Source organism: Streptomyces sirii (assembly GCF_045690365.1).
Classification (GTDB): domain Bacteria; phylum Actinomycetota; class Actinomycetes; order Streptomycetales; family Streptomycetaceae; genus Streptomyces; species Streptomyces sirii.
Map to the genome: position 1 here is coordinate 7540762 of NZ_CP147982.1, position 19038 is coordinate 7559799.

The 19038-nt window shown below is 73.3% G+C and carries 15 protein-coding genes and 1 tRNA gene; 11 read left to right on the forward strand and 5 right to left on the reverse strand.

The window, feature by feature from the left end:
* Nucleotides 1–65 precede the first annotated feature (65 nt).
* Nucleotides 66–2153: an FUSC family protein gene (locus tag WAB15_RS33545; protein ID WP_407288540.1), complete on the forward strand. Its 2088-nt coding sequence runs from the start codon at nucleotides 66–68 to the stop codon at nucleotides 2151–2153.
* Here the strand turns inward: WAB15_RS33545 and WAB15_RS33550 are convergent.
* The 3 genes from WAB15_RS33550 to WAB15_RS33560 form a co-directional block, all read right to left on the reverse strand.
* Nucleotides 2098–3381 carry an MFS transporter gene (locus WAB15_RS33550; protein WP_407288541.1) on the reverse strand — a complete coding sequence of 428 codons (1284 nt, stop codon included), beginning with the start codon at nucleotides 3379–3381 and terminating at the stop codon, nucleotides 2098–2100. The genes WAB15_RS33545 and WAB15_RS33550 overlap by 56 nt on opposite strands.
* A gap of 538 nt (nucleotides 3382–3919) precedes the next feature.
* On the reverse strand, nucleotides 3920–6349 hold the full coding sequence (locus WAB15_RS33555; RefSeq protein WP_399150220.1) for a Tex family protein: 2430 nt from the start codon (nucleotides 6347–6349) through the stop codon (nucleotides 3920–3922).
* Nucleotides 6350–6490: 141 nt separating this feature from the next.
* Entirely contained in the window at nucleotides 6491–7360 is an 870-nt protein-coding gene (locus WAB15_RS33560) for an SCO6745 family protein (RefSeq protein ID WP_407288542.1), read from the reverse strand.
* Nucleotides 7361–7502: 142 nt separating this feature from the next.
* Here WAB15_RS33560 and WAB15_RS33565 point away from each other — a divergent pair, with 142 nt between their 5' ends.
* Nucleotides 7503–8474: a GlxA family transcriptional regulator gene (locus tag WAB15_RS33565; protein ID WP_407288543.1), complete on the forward strand. Its 972-nt coding sequence runs from the start codon at nucleotides 7503–7505 to the stop codon at nucleotides 8472–8474.
* Nucleotides 8475–8534: 60 nt separating this feature from the next.
* Nucleotides 8535–9188, forward strand: a complete 654-nt coding sequence (locus WAB15_RS33570; protein ID WP_399150217.1) for a DJ-1/PfpI family protein — start codon at nucleotides 8535–8537, stop codon at nucleotides 9186–9188.
* An 18-nt stretch (nucleotides 9189–9206) separates the two neighbouring features.
* On the opposite strand, the gene WAB15_RS33575 is transcribed toward WAB15_RS33570, so the two are convergent.
* Nucleotides 9207–9977, reverse strand: coding sequence for an enoyl-CoA hydratase/isomerase family protein (locus WAB15_RS33575; protein ID WP_399150216.1), 771 nt, complete (start codon nucleotides 9975–9977; stop codon nucleotides 9207–9209).
* Nucleotides 9978–10031: 54 nt separating this feature from the next.
* On the opposite strand from WAB15_RS33575, the gene WAB15_RS33580 reads away from it, so the two are divergent.
* The 3 genes from WAB15_RS33580 (at nucleotide 10032) to WAB15_RS33590 (ending at nucleotide 12597) form a co-directional block, all read left to right on the forward strand.
* Entirely contained in the window at nucleotides 10032–11690 is a 1659-nt protein-coding gene (locus WAB15_RS33580; protein ID WP_407288544.1) for an ABC-F family ATP-binding cassette domain-containing protein, read from the forward strand.
* 84 nt (nucleotides 11691–11774) lie between these two features.
* Nucleotides 11775–11848, forward strand: a tRNA-Met gene (locus tag WAB15_RS33585).
* A 257-nt stretch (nucleotides 11849–12105) separates the two neighbouring features.
* Nucleotides 12106–12597, forward strand: a complete 492-nt coding sequence (locus tag WAB15_RS33590; protein WP_384442968.1) for an ATP-binding protein — start codon at nucleotides 12106–12108, stop codon at nucleotides 12595–12597.
* On the opposite strand, the gene idi is transcribed toward WAB15_RS33590, so the two are convergent.
* Entirely contained in the window at nucleotides 12572–13183 is a 612-nt protein-coding gene (gene idi / locus WAB15_RS33595; RefSeq protein ID WP_399150214.1) for an isopentenyl-diphosphate Delta-isomerase, read from the reverse strand. The two genes, WAB15_RS33590 and idi, sit on opposite strands and share 26 nt — an antisense overlap.
* A 559-nt stretch (nucleotides 13184–13742) precedes the next feature.
* On the opposite strand from idi, the gene WAB15_RS33600 reads away from it, so the two are divergent.
* Genes WAB15_RS33600 through WAB15_RS33620 form a run of 5 tightly spaced genes read left to right on the forward strand, consistent with a single transcriptional unit; the run spans nucleotide 13743 to nucleotide 18975 of the window.
* Entirely contained in the window at nucleotides 13743–15548 is a 1806-nt protein-coding gene (locus WAB15_RS33600; protein ID WP_407289338.1) for a DUF5941 domain-containing protein, read from the forward strand.
* Nucleotides 15545–16282, forward strand: a complete 738-nt coding sequence (locus WAB15_RS33605; protein ID WP_399150213.1) for a sugar phosphate nucleotidyltransferase — start codon at nucleotides 15545–15547, stop codon at nucleotides 16280–16282. The genes WAB15_RS33600 and WAB15_RS33605 overlap by 4 nt, the downstream gene beginning before the upstream one ends.
* On the forward strand, nucleotides 16270–17331 hold the full coding sequence (locus WAB15_RS33610) for an iron-containing alcohol dehydrogenase family protein (RefSeq protein WP_399150212.1): 1062 nt from the start codon (nucleotides 16270–16272) through the stop codon (nucleotides 17329–17331). The genes WAB15_RS33605 and WAB15_RS33610 overlap by 13 nt, the downstream gene beginning before the upstream one ends.
* On the forward strand, nucleotides 17309–18088 hold the full coding sequence (locus WAB15_RS33615; protein WP_399150211.1) for a CDP-alcohol phosphatidyltransferase family protein: 780 nt from the start codon (nucleotides 17309–17311) through the stop codon (nucleotides 18086–18088). The genes WAB15_RS33610 and WAB15_RS33615 overlap by 23 nt, the downstream gene beginning before the upstream one ends.
* Nucleotides 18089–18102: 14 nt before the next feature.
* Nucleotides 18103–18975: a glycosyltransferase family 2 protein gene (locus tag WAB15_RS33620; RefSeq protein WP_407289339.1), complete on the forward strand. Its 873-nt coding sequence runs from the start codon at nucleotides 18103–18105 to the stop codon at nucleotides 18973–18975.
* Nucleotides 18976–19038 lie beyond the last annotated feature (63 nt).

Consider the following 19038-nt stretch of genomic DNA (forward strand, 5'->3'; position numbering starts at 1 on the left):
TCGGCCGATGCCGCCCCTCGGATTCCGCTCGCCGTCCATCCGTACGCCGTCGTCTGAGGAGGCCCATGCTCCGCGCGCCGCGCGCCGTGCCCGCCTGGTTGGCGCACCCGTTCCGCTGGCAGCGGCTGCCCGTGCCCTGGGCCGCCGTCGCCCGCGGTGCGCTGTGCGCGGGGCCGCTGCTCGGGGCGGGCATCGCGACCGGCCATCCGGCGCCCGGCGTGCTGGCCGGACTCGGCTCGATGCTGGCCGGCGTCAACGACCGCCCCGGCACCCGCCGTACCGGCATCGTCCACATCGGCCTGCCGGCCCTCGCCTCGGCGCTCGGCATGCTGATCGGCGCCTCGTTGCAGGCGGCCGGTGCGGGCTGGTGGATCGTGCCGGCGCTGTTCGCGGTCGGCTATGTCTCCGGCGCGGGCAGCGTGGCGGGGCCGGTGCGCTCCAACGCCGGTATGCAGATGCTGGCCACCACCATCCTCGGCGCCGGAATGCCGCTGCCCGGAGCGCCCTGGACCAAGGCCCTCTACGTGCTCGCCGGCTGCCTGTGGCTGCTTCTGCTGCGCCTCGTACTGCGCTCACCACGCCCCGCGGGCGGCGCGCTCAGCGGTGAGCGGGCGGCGGTCGCCACGGTCTTCGACGCACTCGCCGACGCCCTGGGCGCGGCCGGCGGACCCGGTGCCGAGCCCGCCAGGCGCCGGCTCACCGCGACCCTGGACCGCGCCGACGAGGCCCTGCGGCTGCGCCGGCTGACCAGTCGGCTGCTGCGCCGCCCCGCGCGCATCGAAGAGCTGCTGCTGACCGAGCGGTTCGCCGCGGCCACCGCGCTGTGCGAGGCCAGCGTCGCGCTGCTGTGGGAGGCCCGCCCGCTGCCGTCCCGGGTCGCCGAGAGCCCCCGCCGGTTCGCCGAGGCGCTGCGCACCGGGCGGCCACCGGGCCGGCTGTCCGCCCCCGAGACCAGCACGGCCGCACGCGGCGCCTTCGACCAGGCGCTGCTGGACGCGGCGGTGGTGTTCGCCCGCCGCGAGCCGTTGCCCCGGCCGGTGCGGGAGCCGGAGGCGGAGGCGGACGCGGCGACGGAGCCTGCGCCGCCCCCGTCCCCGTCCGGCCGTCCCACCGGGGTCGTGCCGACCGTGCGCGCGCTCCGCCGCATGCTGGGCGCCTTCGCGCAGCGGTGGACCCGGCGCGGGCGCAGCCTGCTCGGCCCAGCGGGGCGGCACTACGGCCTCCGGGTCGCCGTCTGCATCGCCGCGAGCGCCTCGGTGGCCCTGCTGCTGCGCGCCGACCACTGGTACTGGCTCCCGGTGACCGCCACCTTCCTGGTCAAGCCGGACCTCGGCCCGCTGTTCTCCCGTACGGTCAACCGCTTCGCCGGGACCGTGGCCGGGGTGCTGGTCTTCGCCGGGGCGGGGCTGCTGCTCACCGGGGAGTGGTGGCCGGCGCTGGTCGCCGGTGCGGGCGGTGCGCTGCTGCCGTTCGCCACCCGGCACTTCGCGCTGCAGACCGTGGCGATCACCCTCATGGTGCTGTCGTTCGTGGACGTCGGCGGGGCCGCCCCCACGGCCTTCGGCCAGGAGTACCCCCATCTGACCGCGCTCCCCGCCGGCGAGCGGATCGTCGACACCTCCATCGCCTGCGTCATCGTCCTCGTCGTCGGGCATCTGCCCCGGCTCGCCGACCCGCGCCGCAGGGTCGGCCAGCGCGTCACCGCGGCGCTGCGCGCCACCGAGCGGTTCCTGCGGCACGTACTGGAGTCGGAGCCGGGAGCCGACCCCACCCGGCGGCTGGCGCTGCGCCGGGCCGCCTACCGGGCGCTGGCGGAGGCCAGGGCCGCGGCGGAGACCGCCGCGGCCGAACTCCTCGCCGCCCGCGACCGCAACCCCGACTGGCTGACCGTGGTCACCGCGGCCGAACGCATCGTCGACGCGGCGACCGCCTGCGCCGTACGCCTCGACCACGGCGCCCACCGGCCCGGCGCACAGGAGTCCGAGCGGCTGTCCCAAGCGCTGTCCGCGATGGCCGACGCCCTGGAGGACCCGCGCCGCCGGCGGGACACCGCCGTGGCGGACCCCGACCTGCGCCCCGTTCCGGACTGCGCCACGCTCACGGATGTCGCGGCGGAGCTGGAACGCATGCGCGGCTACGCGGGGACCGGCTGAGCCGGGCCGCCCCGCCCGCCACCAGGGCCAGCGCCACCAGCAGCGCACTGACCCACACCGGCGCCCGGTAGCCGAGCCCGGCGGCCAGGGCGGCCCCGCCCAGCCAGGGGCCGATCGCCGCGCCCACGTTCAGCGCGGCCGTGGCGAACCCGCCGGCCAGGGTCGGCGCCCCGGTCGCCGCGTAGAGCGCCTGCGAGATCAGGGTGGAGCCGACGGCGAACGAGAGGGCTCCCTGGACGAGGACGAGCACAAACGTCGCAGCCGGACTCCCCGCCGTCAGCGCCAGGAGGGCCCACCCCAGGAGCAGGGCCGCCCCACCCGTCACCAGGAGCCGTACGGGGCGGGCATCGGCCATCCGCCCGCCGAGGGTGACGCCGGCGAAGGAGCCCACCCCGAAGAGCGCGAGCACGGCCGGCACCCAGCCGGGTGCGAGGCCGGCGACGCCGGTGACCAGGGGCGCGAGGTAGGTGAAGGCGCAGAAGGTCGCGCCGTTCACCAGGGCGCCCAGCAGCAGGGTGACCAGCAGCCGCGGGGCGCGCAGCGCGCGGAGCTCCCGGCGTGCACCGGCCGCACGGCGGACGGCCGCCGCGCCGGGCGTGCCCGTCGGGCCCTGCGCGCCCGTGGTGCCGTCGCCGTGCGCCGTGTCGTGGGCGTCCGGCGCGTCAAGAACGGCTTCGCGGCCCTCCCCGGCCGGTACCGACCGGACGATCGCGACGACGGCGGGCACCGACACCAGGGCCACCGCCCAGAACGCCGAGCGCCAGCCCCACAGCCCACCGAGGAACGCACCGGCCGGTACGCCCGCGACACAGGCCATGGTGGTGCCGCCGAGCAGGACGGACGTGGCGCGGCCCTTGGCGTTCGGCGCCACCGCGGCCGTCGCGGTGGCCAGCGCCACCGCCAGGAACCCGGCGTTGGCCAGGGCCGCGACGACCCGCGTGGCCAGCAGCACCCCGTAGCTCGTGGTGACCGCGCCGACGAGGTGGACCAGCAGAAACGTGATCAGGAAGGCCAGCAGCGCGCGGCGGCGCGGCCAGCGCAGGCTCAGCAGCGCCATCAGCGGCGCGCCGACGACCATTCCCACGGCGAAGGCCGAGGTCAGCGCGCCCGCGGCCGAGAGCGAGACACCCAGATCGGCGGCGATGCCGGGGAGGAGACCGGACAGCATGAACTCGGACGTCCCTTGGGCAAAGACGGCCAGTCCGAGCAGATACAGAAAGCAGGGCACAGCAATACTCCGCAACCACAGAGGATCGATACGGTGCGGCGGCAGGCGCGCGAACGACGCATGCGGCTACCGCGCGGGAAGCCGACCTGGCAGCCGAGTTGGGGCCGCACACAGGCGAGAGCCCGCGTCAGGTCGGAAGAAAGCCCGTACTACGGCGATCCGATGGCAGGGGAGCACAGCCGTGAAGGGGAGCGCGCGACGAGGGGGCGCGGGCCGGGCGGGACGTGCCGGGCACGCCCCGTGGAGCGGGCACGCCCCGCGGCGCGGACACTCCCTGTGGCTGGGCAACGCGAGGAGCCACCGGACGACCGGTGGCTAGCGTCTTGACGCCTCGGGGCTGGACACGGACGCAGAATAACGAGCCCCGTTCACCCCGTCCACGCAATTGCGGGGCAGCCGCGGCCGGTCCAGCCGCTCCGCCGACGGCGCGGCCGTCAGCCCGATCAGCCACCGGTAAGCGGCTGCCCGGACTGACGGCCGTGGAAGGTGACGGTACGTCAGCAGGTGCTCGGAGAACCCTGCTTCAGGGCGCGAGGCCTCAGCGCCCGCCCCGCTCCTTGCCCAGGAGGCCGGCCCGTCGCAGGGCGTCCGCCATCGCGTCGTTGGCCGGTCCCGCGTCGCGGCCGCCACGGCGGTCCCCGCCGCGCTGGCCGCCGCCCTGCCGCTGCCGCGGCGCACCGCCCCGGCCGCCGCCCTCGCGCGGTCCGCGCCCGCCGCCCGAGCCGCCGCGGCGCTGGTCGCCGCCCGCCGACGCGCCCTTGCCGGGCTCGTCGTCCAGCCGCAGGGTCAGCGAGATCCGCTTGCGCGGAATGTCGACGTCGAGCACCTTGACGCGCACGATGTCGCCCGGCTTCACCACGTCCCGGGGGTCCTTGACGAAGTTCTTCGACATCGCCGAGACATGGACCAGACCGTCCTGATGGACGCCGATGTCCACGAACGCCCCGAAGGCGGCGACATTGGTCACCACGCCCTCCAGGAGCATCCCCGGCTGCAGATCGCCGATCTTCTCCACGCCCTCCTTGAAGGTCGCGGTCTTGAAGACCGGTCGCGGGTCGCGGCCCGGCTTCTCCAGTTCCGTCAGGATGTCGGTGACCGTCGGCAGGCCGAAGGAGTCGTCGACGAAGTCCGCGGGCTTCAGCGCCCGCAGCACCGACGTGTTGCCGATCAGCGCGCCGACCTCGGTGGCCGCCGCCGTCACCATCCGGCGCACCACCGGGTACGCCTCGGGGTGCACGCTGGAGGCGTCCAGCGGGTCGTCGCCGCCGCGGATCCGCAGGAAGCCCGCGCACTGCTCGTACGCCTTCGGGCCGAGCCGCGCCACGTCCTTGAGGGTCTTGCGGGAGCGGAACGGGCCGTTGCCGTCCCGGTGCGCGACGATGTTCTCGGCGAGGCCGGAGCTGATGCCGGAGACCCGCGAAAGCAGCGGCGCGGACGCGGTGTTGACGTCGACACCGACGCCGTTCACACAGTCCTCGACCACGGCGTCCAGCGAGCGCGACAGCTTCACCTCGGACAGGTCGTGCTGGTACTGGCCGACGCCGATCGACTTCGGGTCGATCTTGACCAGCTCGGCCAGCGGGTCCTGGAGCCGGCGGGCGATGGACACCGCGCCCCGCAGCGACACGTCCAGTTCCGGCAGCTCCTGCGAGGCGAACGCGGAGGCGGAGTACACCGAGGCGCCGGCCTCGGAGACCATCACCTTGGTCAGCTTCAACTCCGGCTGGGCGGCGATCAGATCGGTCGCCAGCTTGTCGGTCTCGCGGGAGGCGGTGCCGTTGCCGATCGCGATCAGCTCGACGCCGTGCTCACGCGCCAGCTTCGCCAGCGTGGCCAGCGAGGCGTCCCACTTCTGCTGCGGCACATGGGGGTAGATGGTGTCCGTGGCGGCCACCTTGCCCGTCGCGTCCACCACCGCGACCTTCACGCCCGTACGGAAGCCGGGGTCCAGGCCCATCGTGGCGCGCGTCCCGGCGGGCGCCGCCAGCAGCAGATCGCGCAGGTTCGACGCGAAGACCCGCACCGCCTCGTCCTCGGCGGCCTGGCGCAGCCGCAGCCGCAGATCGATGCCCAGGTGCACCTGGACGCGGGTGCGCCAGGCCCAACGGACGGTGTCCTTGAGCCACTTGTCGGCCGGGCGGCCCCGGTCGGCGATGCCGAAGCGGTGCGCGATGGACTGCTCGTAGGAGCTGGGGCCCTCGGTGGCGTCCGACGGGGCCTCCGGCTCCAGGTTGAGATCGAGGATCTCCTCCTTCTCGCCGCGGAACATCGCCAGCACCCGGTGCGAGGGCAGCTCGGTGAACGGCTCGGCGAAGTCGAAGTAGTCGGCGAACTTCGCGCCGGCCTCCTCCTTGCCCTCCCGCACCTTCGCCGCGACCTGCCCGCGCCCCCACATCCGCTCGCGCAGCTCGCCGATCAGATCCGCGTCCTCGCTGAACCGCTCGGTCAGGATGGCCCGCGCGCCCTCCAGGGCGGCGGCCGGATCGGCGACCCCCTTGTCGGCGTCCACGAACGTCGCGGCGGCCGCGGCCGGCTCCACCGAGGGGTCGCTCAGCAGCCCGTCGGCGAGCGGCTCCAGGCCCGCCTCCCGGGCGATCTGCGCCTTGGTGCGCCGCTTGGGCTTGAACGGGAGGTAGATGTCCTCCAGCCGGGCCTTGGACTCGGCGCCGCGGATCTGCGCCTCCAGGGCGGCGTCCAGCTTGCCCTGGGACCGTACGGATTCCAGGATCGCGCTCCGGCGCTCCTCCAGCTCGCGCAGATAGCGCAGCCGCTCCTCGAGCGAGCGCAGCTGCGCGTCGTCGAGCATCTCGGTGGCTTCCTTGCGGTAGCGCGCGATGAACGGGACGGTCGAACCGCCGTCGAGCAGTTCGACCGCGGCCTTCACCTGCCGCTCCTTGACGCCGAGCTCCCCGGCGATCCTGGCTTCGATGGACCCGAGGGCCCCGATGGGCTCAGTGGCTGCCGTCACGTTGATCCTGCCCCGCCTTCCAGCGCTTGCTTGAGCCTGCATTGTGCCGGGTCGTGGGTGGGGCTGTCGCGCCGCCCAGCCGTGCGCGCCGGGGTGTGAGAAGCCGCACGCACACCCCGGCGGGGACGTCCCGCAGGGGCCCTACTTGCCGAACAGCACCGCGGGGAACGCGCCGGCGTTCATGGCGGTGGTGGTGAAGCCGGTCGCCAGCTCGGTGAGCCTGGCCACGCCCTCGGCGCCCAGGTGCTCGTACGGAGCCCGGTCCAGCCGGTCGGTCCGGGCCTCCAGGTCCTTGCGCAGTTGGACGCCGGCCTCGGTCAACTCGCCCTCGGCGTCCAGCAGCCCGCGGGTGCGCAGCCGCTCCTGTGCGGCCTGCCAGTCCTCCTCCTCCCAGCCGCGGGTCGCCATGACGCCGCGGTAGCTCATCCCGCGGCCGCTGGCGGTGTGGCTGACCAGGGCCTCCAGGCCGTCCAGTTCGGCGTCCAGCAGCGCCAGCAGGTGGCCGTCGCCGCGGTGTTCGCGCAGCAGCGTCGCGGCGTGCCAGTACGCCAGGTGCGGGGCGTCCGGTACGGGCAGGTCGGCGTGCGCGGCGTACAGGGGCCGGGCGTGGCGGGTGCAGCCCTCGGTGGCGCGCAGCGCCAGCTTCGCCGCCTCCGCCATCTCCGGCGACTCGACCGCCTCGTCGCCCAGGAGCCGGCGCAGCGTGGCGTCCGCGGCGCGCAGCCGGGCGGCCAGCACGGCCTCGGGCGTGGTGACCGACCAGACGTGCGGGACGTGCCGGGCGACGAGGTCGTGGTTGAAGTTGTAGAAGGTGGCCGTGACCGTGCCGGGGCCCACCGCGCCCATGGCCGCCGACCGGCAGGCGAAGTAGCCGGCGCTGCGGTCCTCGATGCCGATCCGGGCCATCTCGGCCGGGAGTTCCGGCGCGAAGTAGTGGGTGGAGTGGAAGGGGTTGACGACGTTGTGACAGGCCCGGCCGGCCTGTGCGGGCAGTGCGCTGGATGAGGTCATGGGGGGCAGGGTACCGACCCGTCGGTATGGCCTCGGTGGCAGGGCGTCGGAACCGGCCGGAACGTCCGTGCGTACGAGACATGGCAGAAAAGGTGGGTTATCCGTCATTGCCGCCATCGGCCTCGCTGACCAGGATGGACGTATGGAACAGCGCGATGTGCTGGTCGTCCTCTTCGACGGCGTGCAGGCCCTCGACGTCACCGGACCGGTCGAGGTCTTCCACGGTGCGGCCCTGGGAGTCCCGGGCGCCTACCGGATCCGTACCGCCTCCCTGGACGGCGCCCCGGTCCGCACCACCAGCGGCCTGACCCTGGTACCCGACCTCACGCTGGCCGCCGCCGAGGCGCCGGACACCCTGCTGGTGCCGGGCGGCGAGGGCACCCGGGCACCGGACCCCCGCCTGGTGGAGTGGCTGCGGGACCACGCCCACCGGGCCCGGCGCAAGGTCTCGGTCTGCAGCGGGGCGCTGCTGCTGGCCGAGGCCGGGCTGCTGGACGGCCGCCGCGCCACGACCCACTGGATGCTCTGCGAGACCCTCGCCGAGCGGTTCCCCGCGGTGCGGGTCGAGCCCGAGCCGATCTACGTACGGGACGGCGACCTGGCCACCTCGGCGGGCGTGACGGCCGGTATCGACCTCGCGCTGGCCCTGGTGGAGGAGGACCACGGTCGGGACCTGGCGCTGACCGTCGCCCGGCATCTGGTGGTCTTCCTGCGGCGGCCGGGCAACCAGAACCAGTTCAGCGCCCAGCTCGCGGCCCAGACCGCACAGCGGCGGCCGCTGCGCGACGTCCAGCAGTGGATCACCGAGAACCCGGCCGCCGACCTCTCCGTCGACGCCCTCGCGGACCGCGCCGGACTCTCCCCGCGGCACTTCGCCCGGGCGTTCCGCCACGAGGTCGGCATGACGCCGGGCCGCTATGTCGACCGGGTACGGCTGGAGGCCGCCCGCCGCTGCCTGGAGGACACCGTCGACGGCATCCAGCAGGTCTCGCGCCGCTGCGGCTACGGCACCCCGGAGGCGATGCGCCGCGCCTTCCTGAAGGTCCTGGGCGCCTCCCCGGCCGAATACCGGCGCCGCTTCCGGCCGGCCGGAGCGGCCCCGCAGCCGGCCTGATCCACCGACCTCACCAGACCCCGTACATCCCTTACGTCACCACGACCGACAGGAACCCACATGCAGATCGCCATCCTTCTCTACGACCGCTTCACCGCCCTGGACGCCATCGGCCCCTACGACACGCTCAGCCGGCTCCCGGGGGCGGAGACGGTGTTCGTCGGCGAGCGCTCCGGCACCTACCGCAACGAGGTCGGCTCGCTGGGGCTGGTCGCCGACGCCACGCTGAGCGAGGTCACCGCCCCGGACATCCTGGTCGTCCCCGGCGGCCCGGGGCAGCTCGCGCAGATGGACGACGGCCCGCTGCACGACTGGATCCGCGCCGTGGACGCCGGCACCACCTGGACCACCTCGGTCTGCACCGGTTCGCTGATCCTGGGGGCCGCGGGCCTGCTCAAGGGCCGCCGCGCGACCTCCCACTGGCTCGCGCTGGACCAGCTGCCGGCCCTGGGCGCCGAGCCGACCGGGGAGCGGGTGGTCTTCGACGGCAAGTACGTCACGGCGGCCGGCGTCTCGTCCGGCATCGACATGGGACTGGCCCTGCTGGGCCGGATCGCCGGGGACACCACGGCCCAGGCGATCCAGCTCGGCATCGAGTACGACCCGCAGCCGCCCTACGACGCGGGCGCCCCGGACAAGGCGCCGGCCGAGGTCGTCGCGCTGCTGCGGGAGCGCAGCCGGTTCCTCCTGACCGGCGAGGACACCGGCGCGTAAGGCCCGGGGCCCGGGGCGTCAGCCCGTCGGCCAGGTGAAGCGCGGCGCCCGGCGCTCCAGGAAGGCGGCGGCACCCTCCTCGGTGTCGCCGCTGGCGCGTGCCTGCGCGGCCCAGTAGGCCCCGCGCTCCTCGGCCTCCTCCGGGGGCACGTCCCAGGTCCCGTTCGCCAGCTCCTTCGCGGCGGTCTGCGTCAGCAGTGACCGGCTGGCCAGCACGGCCGAGAACTCCGCCACCCGCTTGCCCAGGTCGCCCTCGGGCAGCACCTCGTCCACCAGGCCCGTACGCAGCGCCCGCGCGCAGTCGATCAACTCGCCGGAGAACAGCAGGTACTTGGCCGTGGACAGCCCCACCAGCCGGACCAGCCGCCGGGTGGCGGACGCCGGATAGGCCACCGCCAGCTTGGCCGGCGTGACCCCGAACAGCGTCCCCTCCTCCGCGAACCGCAGATCGCAGGCGGCCGCCAGCTGGGCGCCGCCGCCCACGCAGTAGCCCCGTATCGCCGCCAGCGTCGGCCCGGGGAAGGCGGCCAGCGCCTCCTCGGCCGCCACCGCCAGGCCCTGCGACTCGCCGGCGGCATCCCGCAGCGCCCCGATGTCCGCACCCGCGCAGAACGTCCCGCCCTCGCCGGTCAGCACCAGCGACCGCACGGAACCGTCCCCCGCCAGCCGCTCCAGCAGCGGCGGCAGGTCCCGCCACATCTGGACGGTCATCGCGTTGCGCTTGCCGGTGTTGCTGATGGTGACGGTCGCTGTGCCGTCGCTGACGTGTGTCTTCAGACCCGGTTCCATGCCCGGATATTAGAGCGACCGCCGAGGGCGCGGCCGGATACGATCGGCGGCCTGATGTCAGCAACTCTCGTCGCCAAAGACCTCGCCGCCGGCCACGGCGAGCGCGTCCTGTTCTCCGGCCTGGATCTGGTCGTCGCCCCCGGCGATGTGATCGGCCTCGTCGGCGCCAACGGCGCGGGCAAGTCCACCCTGCTGCGCCTGCTGGCGGGACTGGACACCCCCGAGGAGGGCGCGCTCTCCCTCAGCCCGCCCACCGCCACCGTCGGCCACCTCCCGCAGGAGCCCGACCGCCGCCCCGGTGAGACCGTGCGGGCCTTCCTCGCCCGCCGTACGGGCGTGGCCCGAGCCCAGCTCGCCCTGGACGACGCCACCCAGGCGCTGGTGGAGGAGCGGCCCGGCGCGGACGACGCCTACGCCACGGCGCTGGAGCGCTGGCTCGACCTGGGCGCCGCCGACCTCGACGAGCGCGCCGAGGAGACCGCCGCCCAGCTGGGCCTCTCGGTCGGCCTCGACCAGCCGATGACCACGCTCTCCGGAGGCCAGGCCGCCCGCGCCTCGCTCGCCTCGCTCCTGCTGTCCCGCTACGACGTCTTCCTGCTGGACGAACCGACCAACGACCTCGATCTGGACGGCCTGCAACGGCTGGAATCATTCGTCACCGGGCTGCGGTCCGGCACGGTCCTGGTCAGCCACGACCGCGAGTTCCTGACCCGTACGGTCAACCGCGTCGTCGAGCTCGACCTCGCCCAGCAGCAGGTCAACACCTACGGCGGCGGCTACGCCTCCTATCTGGAGGAGCGCGCGCGGGCCCGGCGCCATGCGCGCGAGCAGTACGAGGAGTACGCCGATACCAGGGCCGCCCTGGAGACCCGCGCGCACACCCAGCGCAACTGGATGGAGAAGGGCGTCAAGAACGCCCGCCGCAAGGCCCCGGACAACGACAAGATCGGACGCAAGGGCCGGGTGGAGGCCACCGAGAAGCAGGCCTCCAAGGCCAAGCAGACCCAGCGCCTGATCGAGCGGCTGGAGGTCGTCGAGGAGCCGCGCAAGGAGTGGGAGCTGCGGATGGAGATCGCCGCCGCGCCCCGGGCCGGCGCGGTCGTGGCCACGCTCCGCGACGCCGGCGTCCGGCGCGGCGACTTCCACTTCGGCCCGGTGGACCTGCAGATCGACTGGGCGGACCGGGTCGCGATCACGGGCCCCAACGGCTCCGGCAAGTCCACCCTGCTCGCCGCCCTCCTCGGCCGGCTCCCGCTGGACGCCGGGCAGGCCTCGCTCGGCCCCGGGGTGGTGGTCGGCGAGGTCGACCAGGCGCGCGGAGCGCTCTTCGGCGCGCCCGGCCTCGGCGACGAGCCGCTGATGGACGTCTTCCGGGCCTCCGTCCCCGATATGGCGCCCGCCGACGTGCGCACCCTGCTCGCGAAGTTCGGCCTGAAGACGGCGCATGTGCTGCGCCCGGCGCGCACGCTGTCACCGGGCGAGCGGACCCGCGCAGCGCTGGCCCTCCTCCAGGGCCGCGGGGTCAACCTCCTCGTCCTGGACGAGCCGACCAACCATCTCGACCTGCCGGCCATCGAGCAGCTGGAGTCCGCGCTCGCCTCGTACGCCGGCACCCTGCTGCTGGTCACCCACGACCGCCGGATGCTGGAGGCGGTGCACACCACGCGGCGGATCGAGGTCGACGGCGGCCGGATCGCCGAGCGGACCGTGTGAGGGGTGCGGGGGCGGGCCCCGGACGCCCGTGGTGATTATCGATTTGGTCCTGGGGCCGGTGACCCATAGTGTGGGGGCAACCGACGCGGGGTGGAGCAGCTCGGTAGCTCGCTGGGCTCATAACCCAGAGGTCGCAGGTTCAAATCCTGTCCCCGCTACTGAAGATGTACAGCAGGTCCGGTGCTCAGGCGCCGGGCCTGCTGTGCTGTATGGGGTCTGCGGCACGGGCGGTCCTGATGGCGAGGATCGTACGGTCGCCATTCCGCGGGAGTCCCCGGAGAAGGAACAAACGGAACAGGACCAGTCGCCGGGTCGATCGAATCGCTCGGAATCGACCATAAGTCGTCGATAGGTGCTGACTTGTGTTCAGCGGGTCGGTCCGGACCAACGCATTCTCAACACTCTTCCTGTGAGGATGCCTTCCGGACCCCCTGCAGAACCCCCCGAAGAGCTGACCTCCCCGCTCGCGTACGAAGGTGTCTGGCGGTTCACCGCCCCGGCACTGGAGGCCTCCGTGCCGCAGGCGCGGCACGCGGTGCGGGATCTGCTCGACGAACAGCGTGTGCCCGTGGCCGCCGACATCATGGACGGCCTGCTGCTCATCGTCTCCGAGCTGGTCACCAACGCCGTCCAGCACGCGGCCCTGCTCTCGCCCCAGATCGCCGTGCAGGTGACCATCGGCGCGAACTGGCTGCGGGTGGCGGTCGAGGACAACCACCCCTACCGCCCCAAGGCGCTGGAGGCGGAGGAGGGTGATGTCGGCGGCCGCGGGCTGTGGCTGGTCAAGACGCTCACCGCGGAGGTGGGCGGCAAATGCGACGTCGAGCACACGGTGAACGGCGGCAAGGCCATCTGGGCCGAGCTTCCGCTCACCCCGCTCGCTACCAGCCCGCCGACTGTCCGGTGAGCTCGCGCACCGCCGGACGGGCCGCGTCCAGCACGGTCATGAACCACGAGGAGAACGGCACCGCGGCATGCCGCTCGGCCAGCTCCTGCGGCGTCACGAACGCGACCTCGCCGACCTCCTCGGGGTCCGGCGCCGGCTCGGCCCGCACCAGGCCCACGAACAGGTGGTTGTACTCCTGCTCCACGAGGCCGGACGCCGGATCGGGGTGGTTGTAACGCACCGTGCCGGCCTCGCCCAGCAGCGCGGGCGCCAGGCCCAGCTCCTCCGAGGTCCGGCGGGCCGCGGCCACGAACGGCGCCTCACCCGGATACGGATGTCCGCAGCAGGTGTTGGACCACACACCGGGGGAGTGGTACTTACCGAGCGCCCGGCGCTGCAGCAGCAGCCGGCCCTTCTCGTCGAAGAGGAAGACCGAGAACGCGCGGTGCAGCTGCCCGGGGGGCTGGTGCGCCGCGAGCTTCTCCGCGGTGCCGATCGTCGTGCCGTCCTCGTCGACCAGCTCCAGCAAGATCGGTTCGGCGGTGCCGCCCGGTGTGCTCACCGCCGCGTCTGCGGTGGTCTGTCCGTTGGCAGGTGTGATCGGCATGCCCATCCTTGTCGTCGGTCTTCGACGTCAAGTCTGCCCTAGCCGGGTCCGCAACACCGGCACAGCGGGTGCGCGGCGCAACACCGCCCGCGCACCGTTCGCCGAGTGCGCCCGTCGTGAGAGGGGACACACCCCGGGAGCCGCTCGCAGTGTCCCTGACAAGGGCGGATGCGGCAGGCCCGGTGACGGCGGGAGTGCCCGGCGATCATCTCCGGACCCGGCATGGCTCTCACCACACCTGCCCCGGCACAACCCGCCCGCCCCGTGACCAGCCCGCTCATAACCGGCACCGGATCGGGTGCCCGGGCAGCTGACCGGTTGTTCATGCGCCACCCGATCCACCATGATGATCGCGGCAGGCGCAGCCGTCGGTCACTCGATCGTGCGGTGAATGCGCGGTGAACGGCCGCATCCGGCGATCCGATAACCTCTGCCGACGTGCCACCCGGCCCTCCAGGCGTCAGGTGTGCCACGCCCGCTGCCCGGGTAGTTCGTATCGAATGCGGATCGATTGCGGACCGTCCGTGCTGCCTTGTCAGCATCCAAGGAGTGAGTTCGTCTGTCGACCGCCATCCTCACCGGTCCGCCGGTTGCCGGGTCGCCGCTCGAAGCCGACCTGCGCACGCTGGGCTTCGACGTTCGCGCCGCGGACGATCCCGCGTCCGCCGCCGAGCTGATCGCCGCCGTGCCCGCACAGGAGCGGATCGCGGTCGTCGACCCCCGCTTCGTCGGACATCTGCACGCCCTTCGGCTGGCGCTGACCGACCCCCGCTTCGAGGCCGCGGCGGTGCCCGGTGCGCTCACCGCCCAGCCCGGGGCCCGCCCCGCGCTGGCCCGCGCGCTCGGCCGGATCCCGGTCGGCGCCGGCACCGCACACCTCACCGACGTGCTCACCGAGACGCTCACCGAGTCCCTGGACCGTGAGGACGTCGGGCTGCACCGCGTCGAGCTGGGCAGCCTGGTCGCCACCGTCGCCCTCACCCCCGCACAGCGCGAGGAGGCGCGGGAGGCGGTCGCCGCCGTCGACGACGAGGCCGTCCGGCTGCGCACCGCGGTGAAGTCCCGCGACGGGTTCTTCACGACCTTCGCCATCAGCCCCTACTCCCGCTACCTCGCCCGCTGGTGCGCGCGCCGCGGCCTCACCCCCAACCAGGTCACCACGGCATCGCTGCTCACCGCGCTGATAGCGGCCGGCTGCGCGGCCACCGGAACCCGCGGCGGCTTCGTCGCCGCCGGCGTCCTGCTGCTGTTCTCCTTCGTCCTGGACTGCACCGACGGGCAGCTCGCCCGCTACTCCCTGCAGTACTCGACGATGGGCGCCTGGCTGGACGCCACCTTCGACCGGGCCAAGGAGTACGCGTACTACGCGGGCCTCGCCCTCGGCGCCGCCCGCGGCGGCGACGACGTATGGGCGCTGGCGCTCGGCGCGATGGTGCTGCAGACCTGCCGGCACGTCGTGGACTTCTCCTTCAACGAGGCGAACCACGACGCCACCGCCAACACCAGCCCCACCGCCTCGCTCTCCGACAAGCTCGACAGCGTCGGCTGGACGGTGTGGGTGCGCCGGATGATCGTGCTGCCGATCGGTGAACGCTGGGCCATGATCGCGGTGCTCACCGCGCTCACCACCCCGCGCATCGTCTTCTACGCCCTGCTCGTCGGCTGCGCGCTGGCCGCCTGCTACACCACGGCGGGCCGGGTGCTGCGCTCCCTGACCCGCCGGGCCCGGCGCACCGACCGCGCCGCCCGGGCGCTGGCCGACCTCGCCGACTCCGGCCCGCTCGCCGAGCTGGTCGCCGGTGGCGCGCGGGGCCGCGGACGGACCGGTTCGTACCTGGCCCCCGTTATGGCGTTTCTCTCGGCCGCGGTCCTCCTGGTCTGGGTGATCTTCGAGGACGACCCCGCGTCCTGGCTCACCGTCGGCGTCGCCGCCTGCTCCGCGCTGCTGGCCGGCGCGGCCGTGGCCCGCCCGCTCAAGGGCGCCCTCGACTGGCTCGTACCGCCCTTCTTCCGGGCCGGCGAATACACCGCGATCCTGGTCCTGGCCGCCCGCGCGGACGACCCCGGAGCGCTGCCCGCGGCGTTCGGGCTGGTTGCGGCGGTCGCCTACCATCACTACGACACGGTCTACCGCATCCGCGGTGGCACCGGAGCCCCACCTCGGTGGCTGGTCCGGGCGACCGGCGGTGCCGAGGGACGGGTCCTCGTGATCACCGTCCTCGCCGCCGCGCTGTCCCCCTCAGGTTTCACAATCGCCCTCACGGCGCTCGCCGTGGTCCTGGCGCTGCTGGTGCTCACCGAGAGCATCCGCTTCTGGGTCTCTTCCGGAGCACCCGCCGTACACGATGAAGGAGAACCCGCATGATCGGCCTCGTGCTGGCTGCCGGCGCCGGACGGCGTCTGCGTCCCTACACCGACACCCTGCCCAAGGCTCTGGTGCCGGTGGACGGCGACATCACCATCCTCGACCTGACCCTCGGCAACTTCGCCGAGATCGGCCTGACCGAGGTCGCGATCATCGTCGGCTACCGCAAGGAGGCCGTGTACGCGCGCAAGGAGGCCCTGGAGCAGAAGTACGGCCTCAAGCTCACCCTGATCGACAACGACAAGGCCGAGGAGTGGAACAACGCCTACTCCCTGTGGTGCGGCCGTGACTCGATCAAGCACACCGTGATCCTCGCCAACGGCGACACCGTGCACCCGGTCTCCGTCGAGAAGACCCTGCTCGCCGCCCGCGGCAACGGCCAGAAGATCATCCTCGCGCTGGACACCGTCAAGCAGCTCGCCGACGAGGAGATGAAGGTCGTCGTGGACCCCGACAAGGGCGTCCAGAAGATCACCAAGCTGATGGACCCGGCCGAGGCGACCGGCGAGTACATCGGCGTCACCCTCATCGAGGGCGAGGCCGCCGAGGAGCTGGCCGACGCCCTGAAGACCACCTTCGAGCGGGACCCCGACCTCTACTACGAGGACGGCTACCAGGAGCTGGTCAACCGCGGCTTCCAGGTGGACGTGGCCCCGATCGGCGACGTCAAGTGGGTCGAGATCGACAACCACGACGACCTGGCGAAGGGCCGTGACATCGCATGCCAGTACTGACCCGCCTCATTCCGTCCCCGGTCGTCGTCGACATCAACGCCGGCGCCCTGGACGACCTGGCGGGCCTGCTGGCCGATCAGCGCATCTCGGCGTCCGGCAAGCTGGCCATCGCCATCAGCGGCGGCTCGGGGGCGCGGCTGCGTGAGCGGCTGTCGCCCGCCCTGCCCGGCGCCGAGTGGTACGAGGTCGGCGGCGGCACCCTGGACGACGCGATCAAGCTCGCCGACGCCATGAAGAAGGGGCACTACGACGCGGTCGTGGGCCTCGGCGGCGGCAAGATCATCGACTGCGCCAAGTTCGCCGCGGCGCGGATCGGCCTGCCGCTGGTCGCCGTCGCGACGAACCTGTCGCACGACGGCCTGTGCTCGCCGGTCGCCACCCTCGACAACGACGCCGGCCGTGGCTCCTACGGTGTGCCGAACCCGATCGCCGTGGTGATCGACCTCGACATCATCCGCGAGGCCCCGGTCCGGTTCGTCCGCTCGGGCATCGGCGACGCGATCTCCAACATCTCCGCGGTCGCGGACTGGGAGCTCTCGCACCGCGAGACCGGCGAGGCGATCGACGGACTGGCCGCCGCCATGGCGCGCCAGGCCGGCGAGGCGGTGCTCCGGCACCCCGGCGGCGTCGGCGACAACGGCTTCCTCCAGGTGCTGGCCGAGGGCCTGGTCCTCACCGGCATCTCGATGTCGGTGGCCGGCGACAGCCGCCCGGCGTCCGGCGCCTGCCACGAGATCAACCACGCGCTCGACATCCTCTACCCCAAGCGCGCCGCGAGCCATGGCGAGCAGTGCGGCCTCGCCGCCGCCTTCGCCACGCATCTGCGTGGGGACCGGGAGACCCGCGACCTGATGGTCGAGGTGCTGCGCCGGCACGGCCTGCCGGTCACGCCCGGCGAGATCGGCTTCACCGACGAGGAATTCGTCGCGGCCGTCGAGTACGCACCCAAGACCCGCCCCGGGCGCTACACCATCCTGGAGCACCTGGACCTGTCCACCGACCAGATCAGGGACGCTTACGCCGACTATGCAGAAGCCATCGGTAGCTGAGCTCCGCCCGGTCGTTCACCCCGCCGGGGTGAAGGACCGGCGGAGCGGCGAGCACTGGGCCGGCCGGCTCTACATGCGCGAGATCTCCTTGCGCATCGACCGGCACCTGGTGAACACCCGGGTCACGCCCAACCAGCTGACCTACCTGATGACCGTCTTCGGCGTCCTCGCCGCCCCGGCACTGCTGGTGCCGGGGATCGCGGGCGCCGTGCTCGGCGTGCTGATGGTCCAGCTCTACCTGCTGCTCGACTGCGTCGACGGCGAGGTCGCCCGCTGGAAGAAGCAGTTCTCGCTCGGGGGGGTGTACCTGGACCGGGTCGGCGCCTACCTGTGCGACGCCGCGGTCCTGGTCGGCTTCGGCCTGCGCGCCTCCGACCTGTGGGGCACCGGGCGGATCGACTGGCTGTGGGCCTTCCTCGGCACGCTCGCCGCCCTCGGCGCCATCCTGATCAAGGCCGAGACCGACCTCGTGGGTGTGGCCCGTCACCAGGGCGGGCTGCCGCCGGTCAAGGAGTCGGCGTCCGAGCCGCGCTCCTCCGGGATGGCGCTGGCCCGCAAGGCGGCCGCGGCGCTGAAGTTCCACCGGCTCGTCCTCGGGGTCGAGGCGTCGTTGCTGATCCTGGTCCTGGCGATCCTGGACACGGTCCGCGGCGACCTGTTCTTCTCGCGGCTGGGCGTCGCCGTGCTCGCCGGCATCGCGCTGCTCCAGACGCTGCTCCACCTCGTGTCCATCCTCGTCTCCAGCAGGCTCAAGTGACGGGGGCGTCGGGCATGCGGGTCGGTGCGGTCATCCTGACCATGGGCAACCGCCCCGAGGAGCTGCGCGCGCTGCTGGACTCGGTCGCCAAGCAGGACGGCGACCCGATCGAGGTCGCCGTCGTCGGCAACGGTTCGCCGCTGCCGGAGCTCCCCGAGGGCGTACGGACCGTCGAGCTGCCGGAGAACGTCGGCATCCCGGCCGGCCGCAACGTCGGCATCGAGGCCTTCGGGCCCGGCGGCAGCGAGGTCGACATCCTGCTCTTCCTCGACGACGACGGGCTGCTGGCCAGGGAGGACACCGCCGCGCTGTGCCGGGAGGCGTTCGCCGCGGACCCCGGGCTGGGGATCATCAGCTTCCGGATCGCCGATCCGGACACCGGTGAGACCCAGCGCCGGCACGTACCGCGGCTGCGCGCCTCCGACCCGATGCGCTCCTCGCGGGTGACCACCTTCCTCGGTGGCGCCAACGCGGTCCGCACCCGGGTCCTCGAGGAGGTCGGCGGGCTGCCCGACGACTTCTTCTACGCCCATGAGGAGACCGACCTCGCCTGGCGGGCGCTGGACGCGGGCTGGATGATCGACTACCGGGCGGACATGGTCCTCCTCCACCCGACCACGGCACCGGCCCGGCACGCGGTCTACCACCGGATGGTGGCCCGCAACCGGGTCTGGCTGGCCCGGCGCAACCTCCCGGCCGCGCTGGTTCCGGTCTATCTCGGTGTCTGGTTTCTGCTCACCCTCGCCCGCCGGCCGTCGCGACCGGCGCTGCGGGCGTGGCTGGGCGGCTTCAAGGAGGGCTGGGTCACCCCGTGCGGTCCCAGGCGTCCCATGAAGTGGGCTACCGTTTGGCGACTGACCCGACTGGGCCGCCCTCCCGTCATCTGACAAGCTCGTATCTGAGAGCATCAGCGCGAACCGGGGCGTGGCCCCGGCAGCGCACCTTGAGGA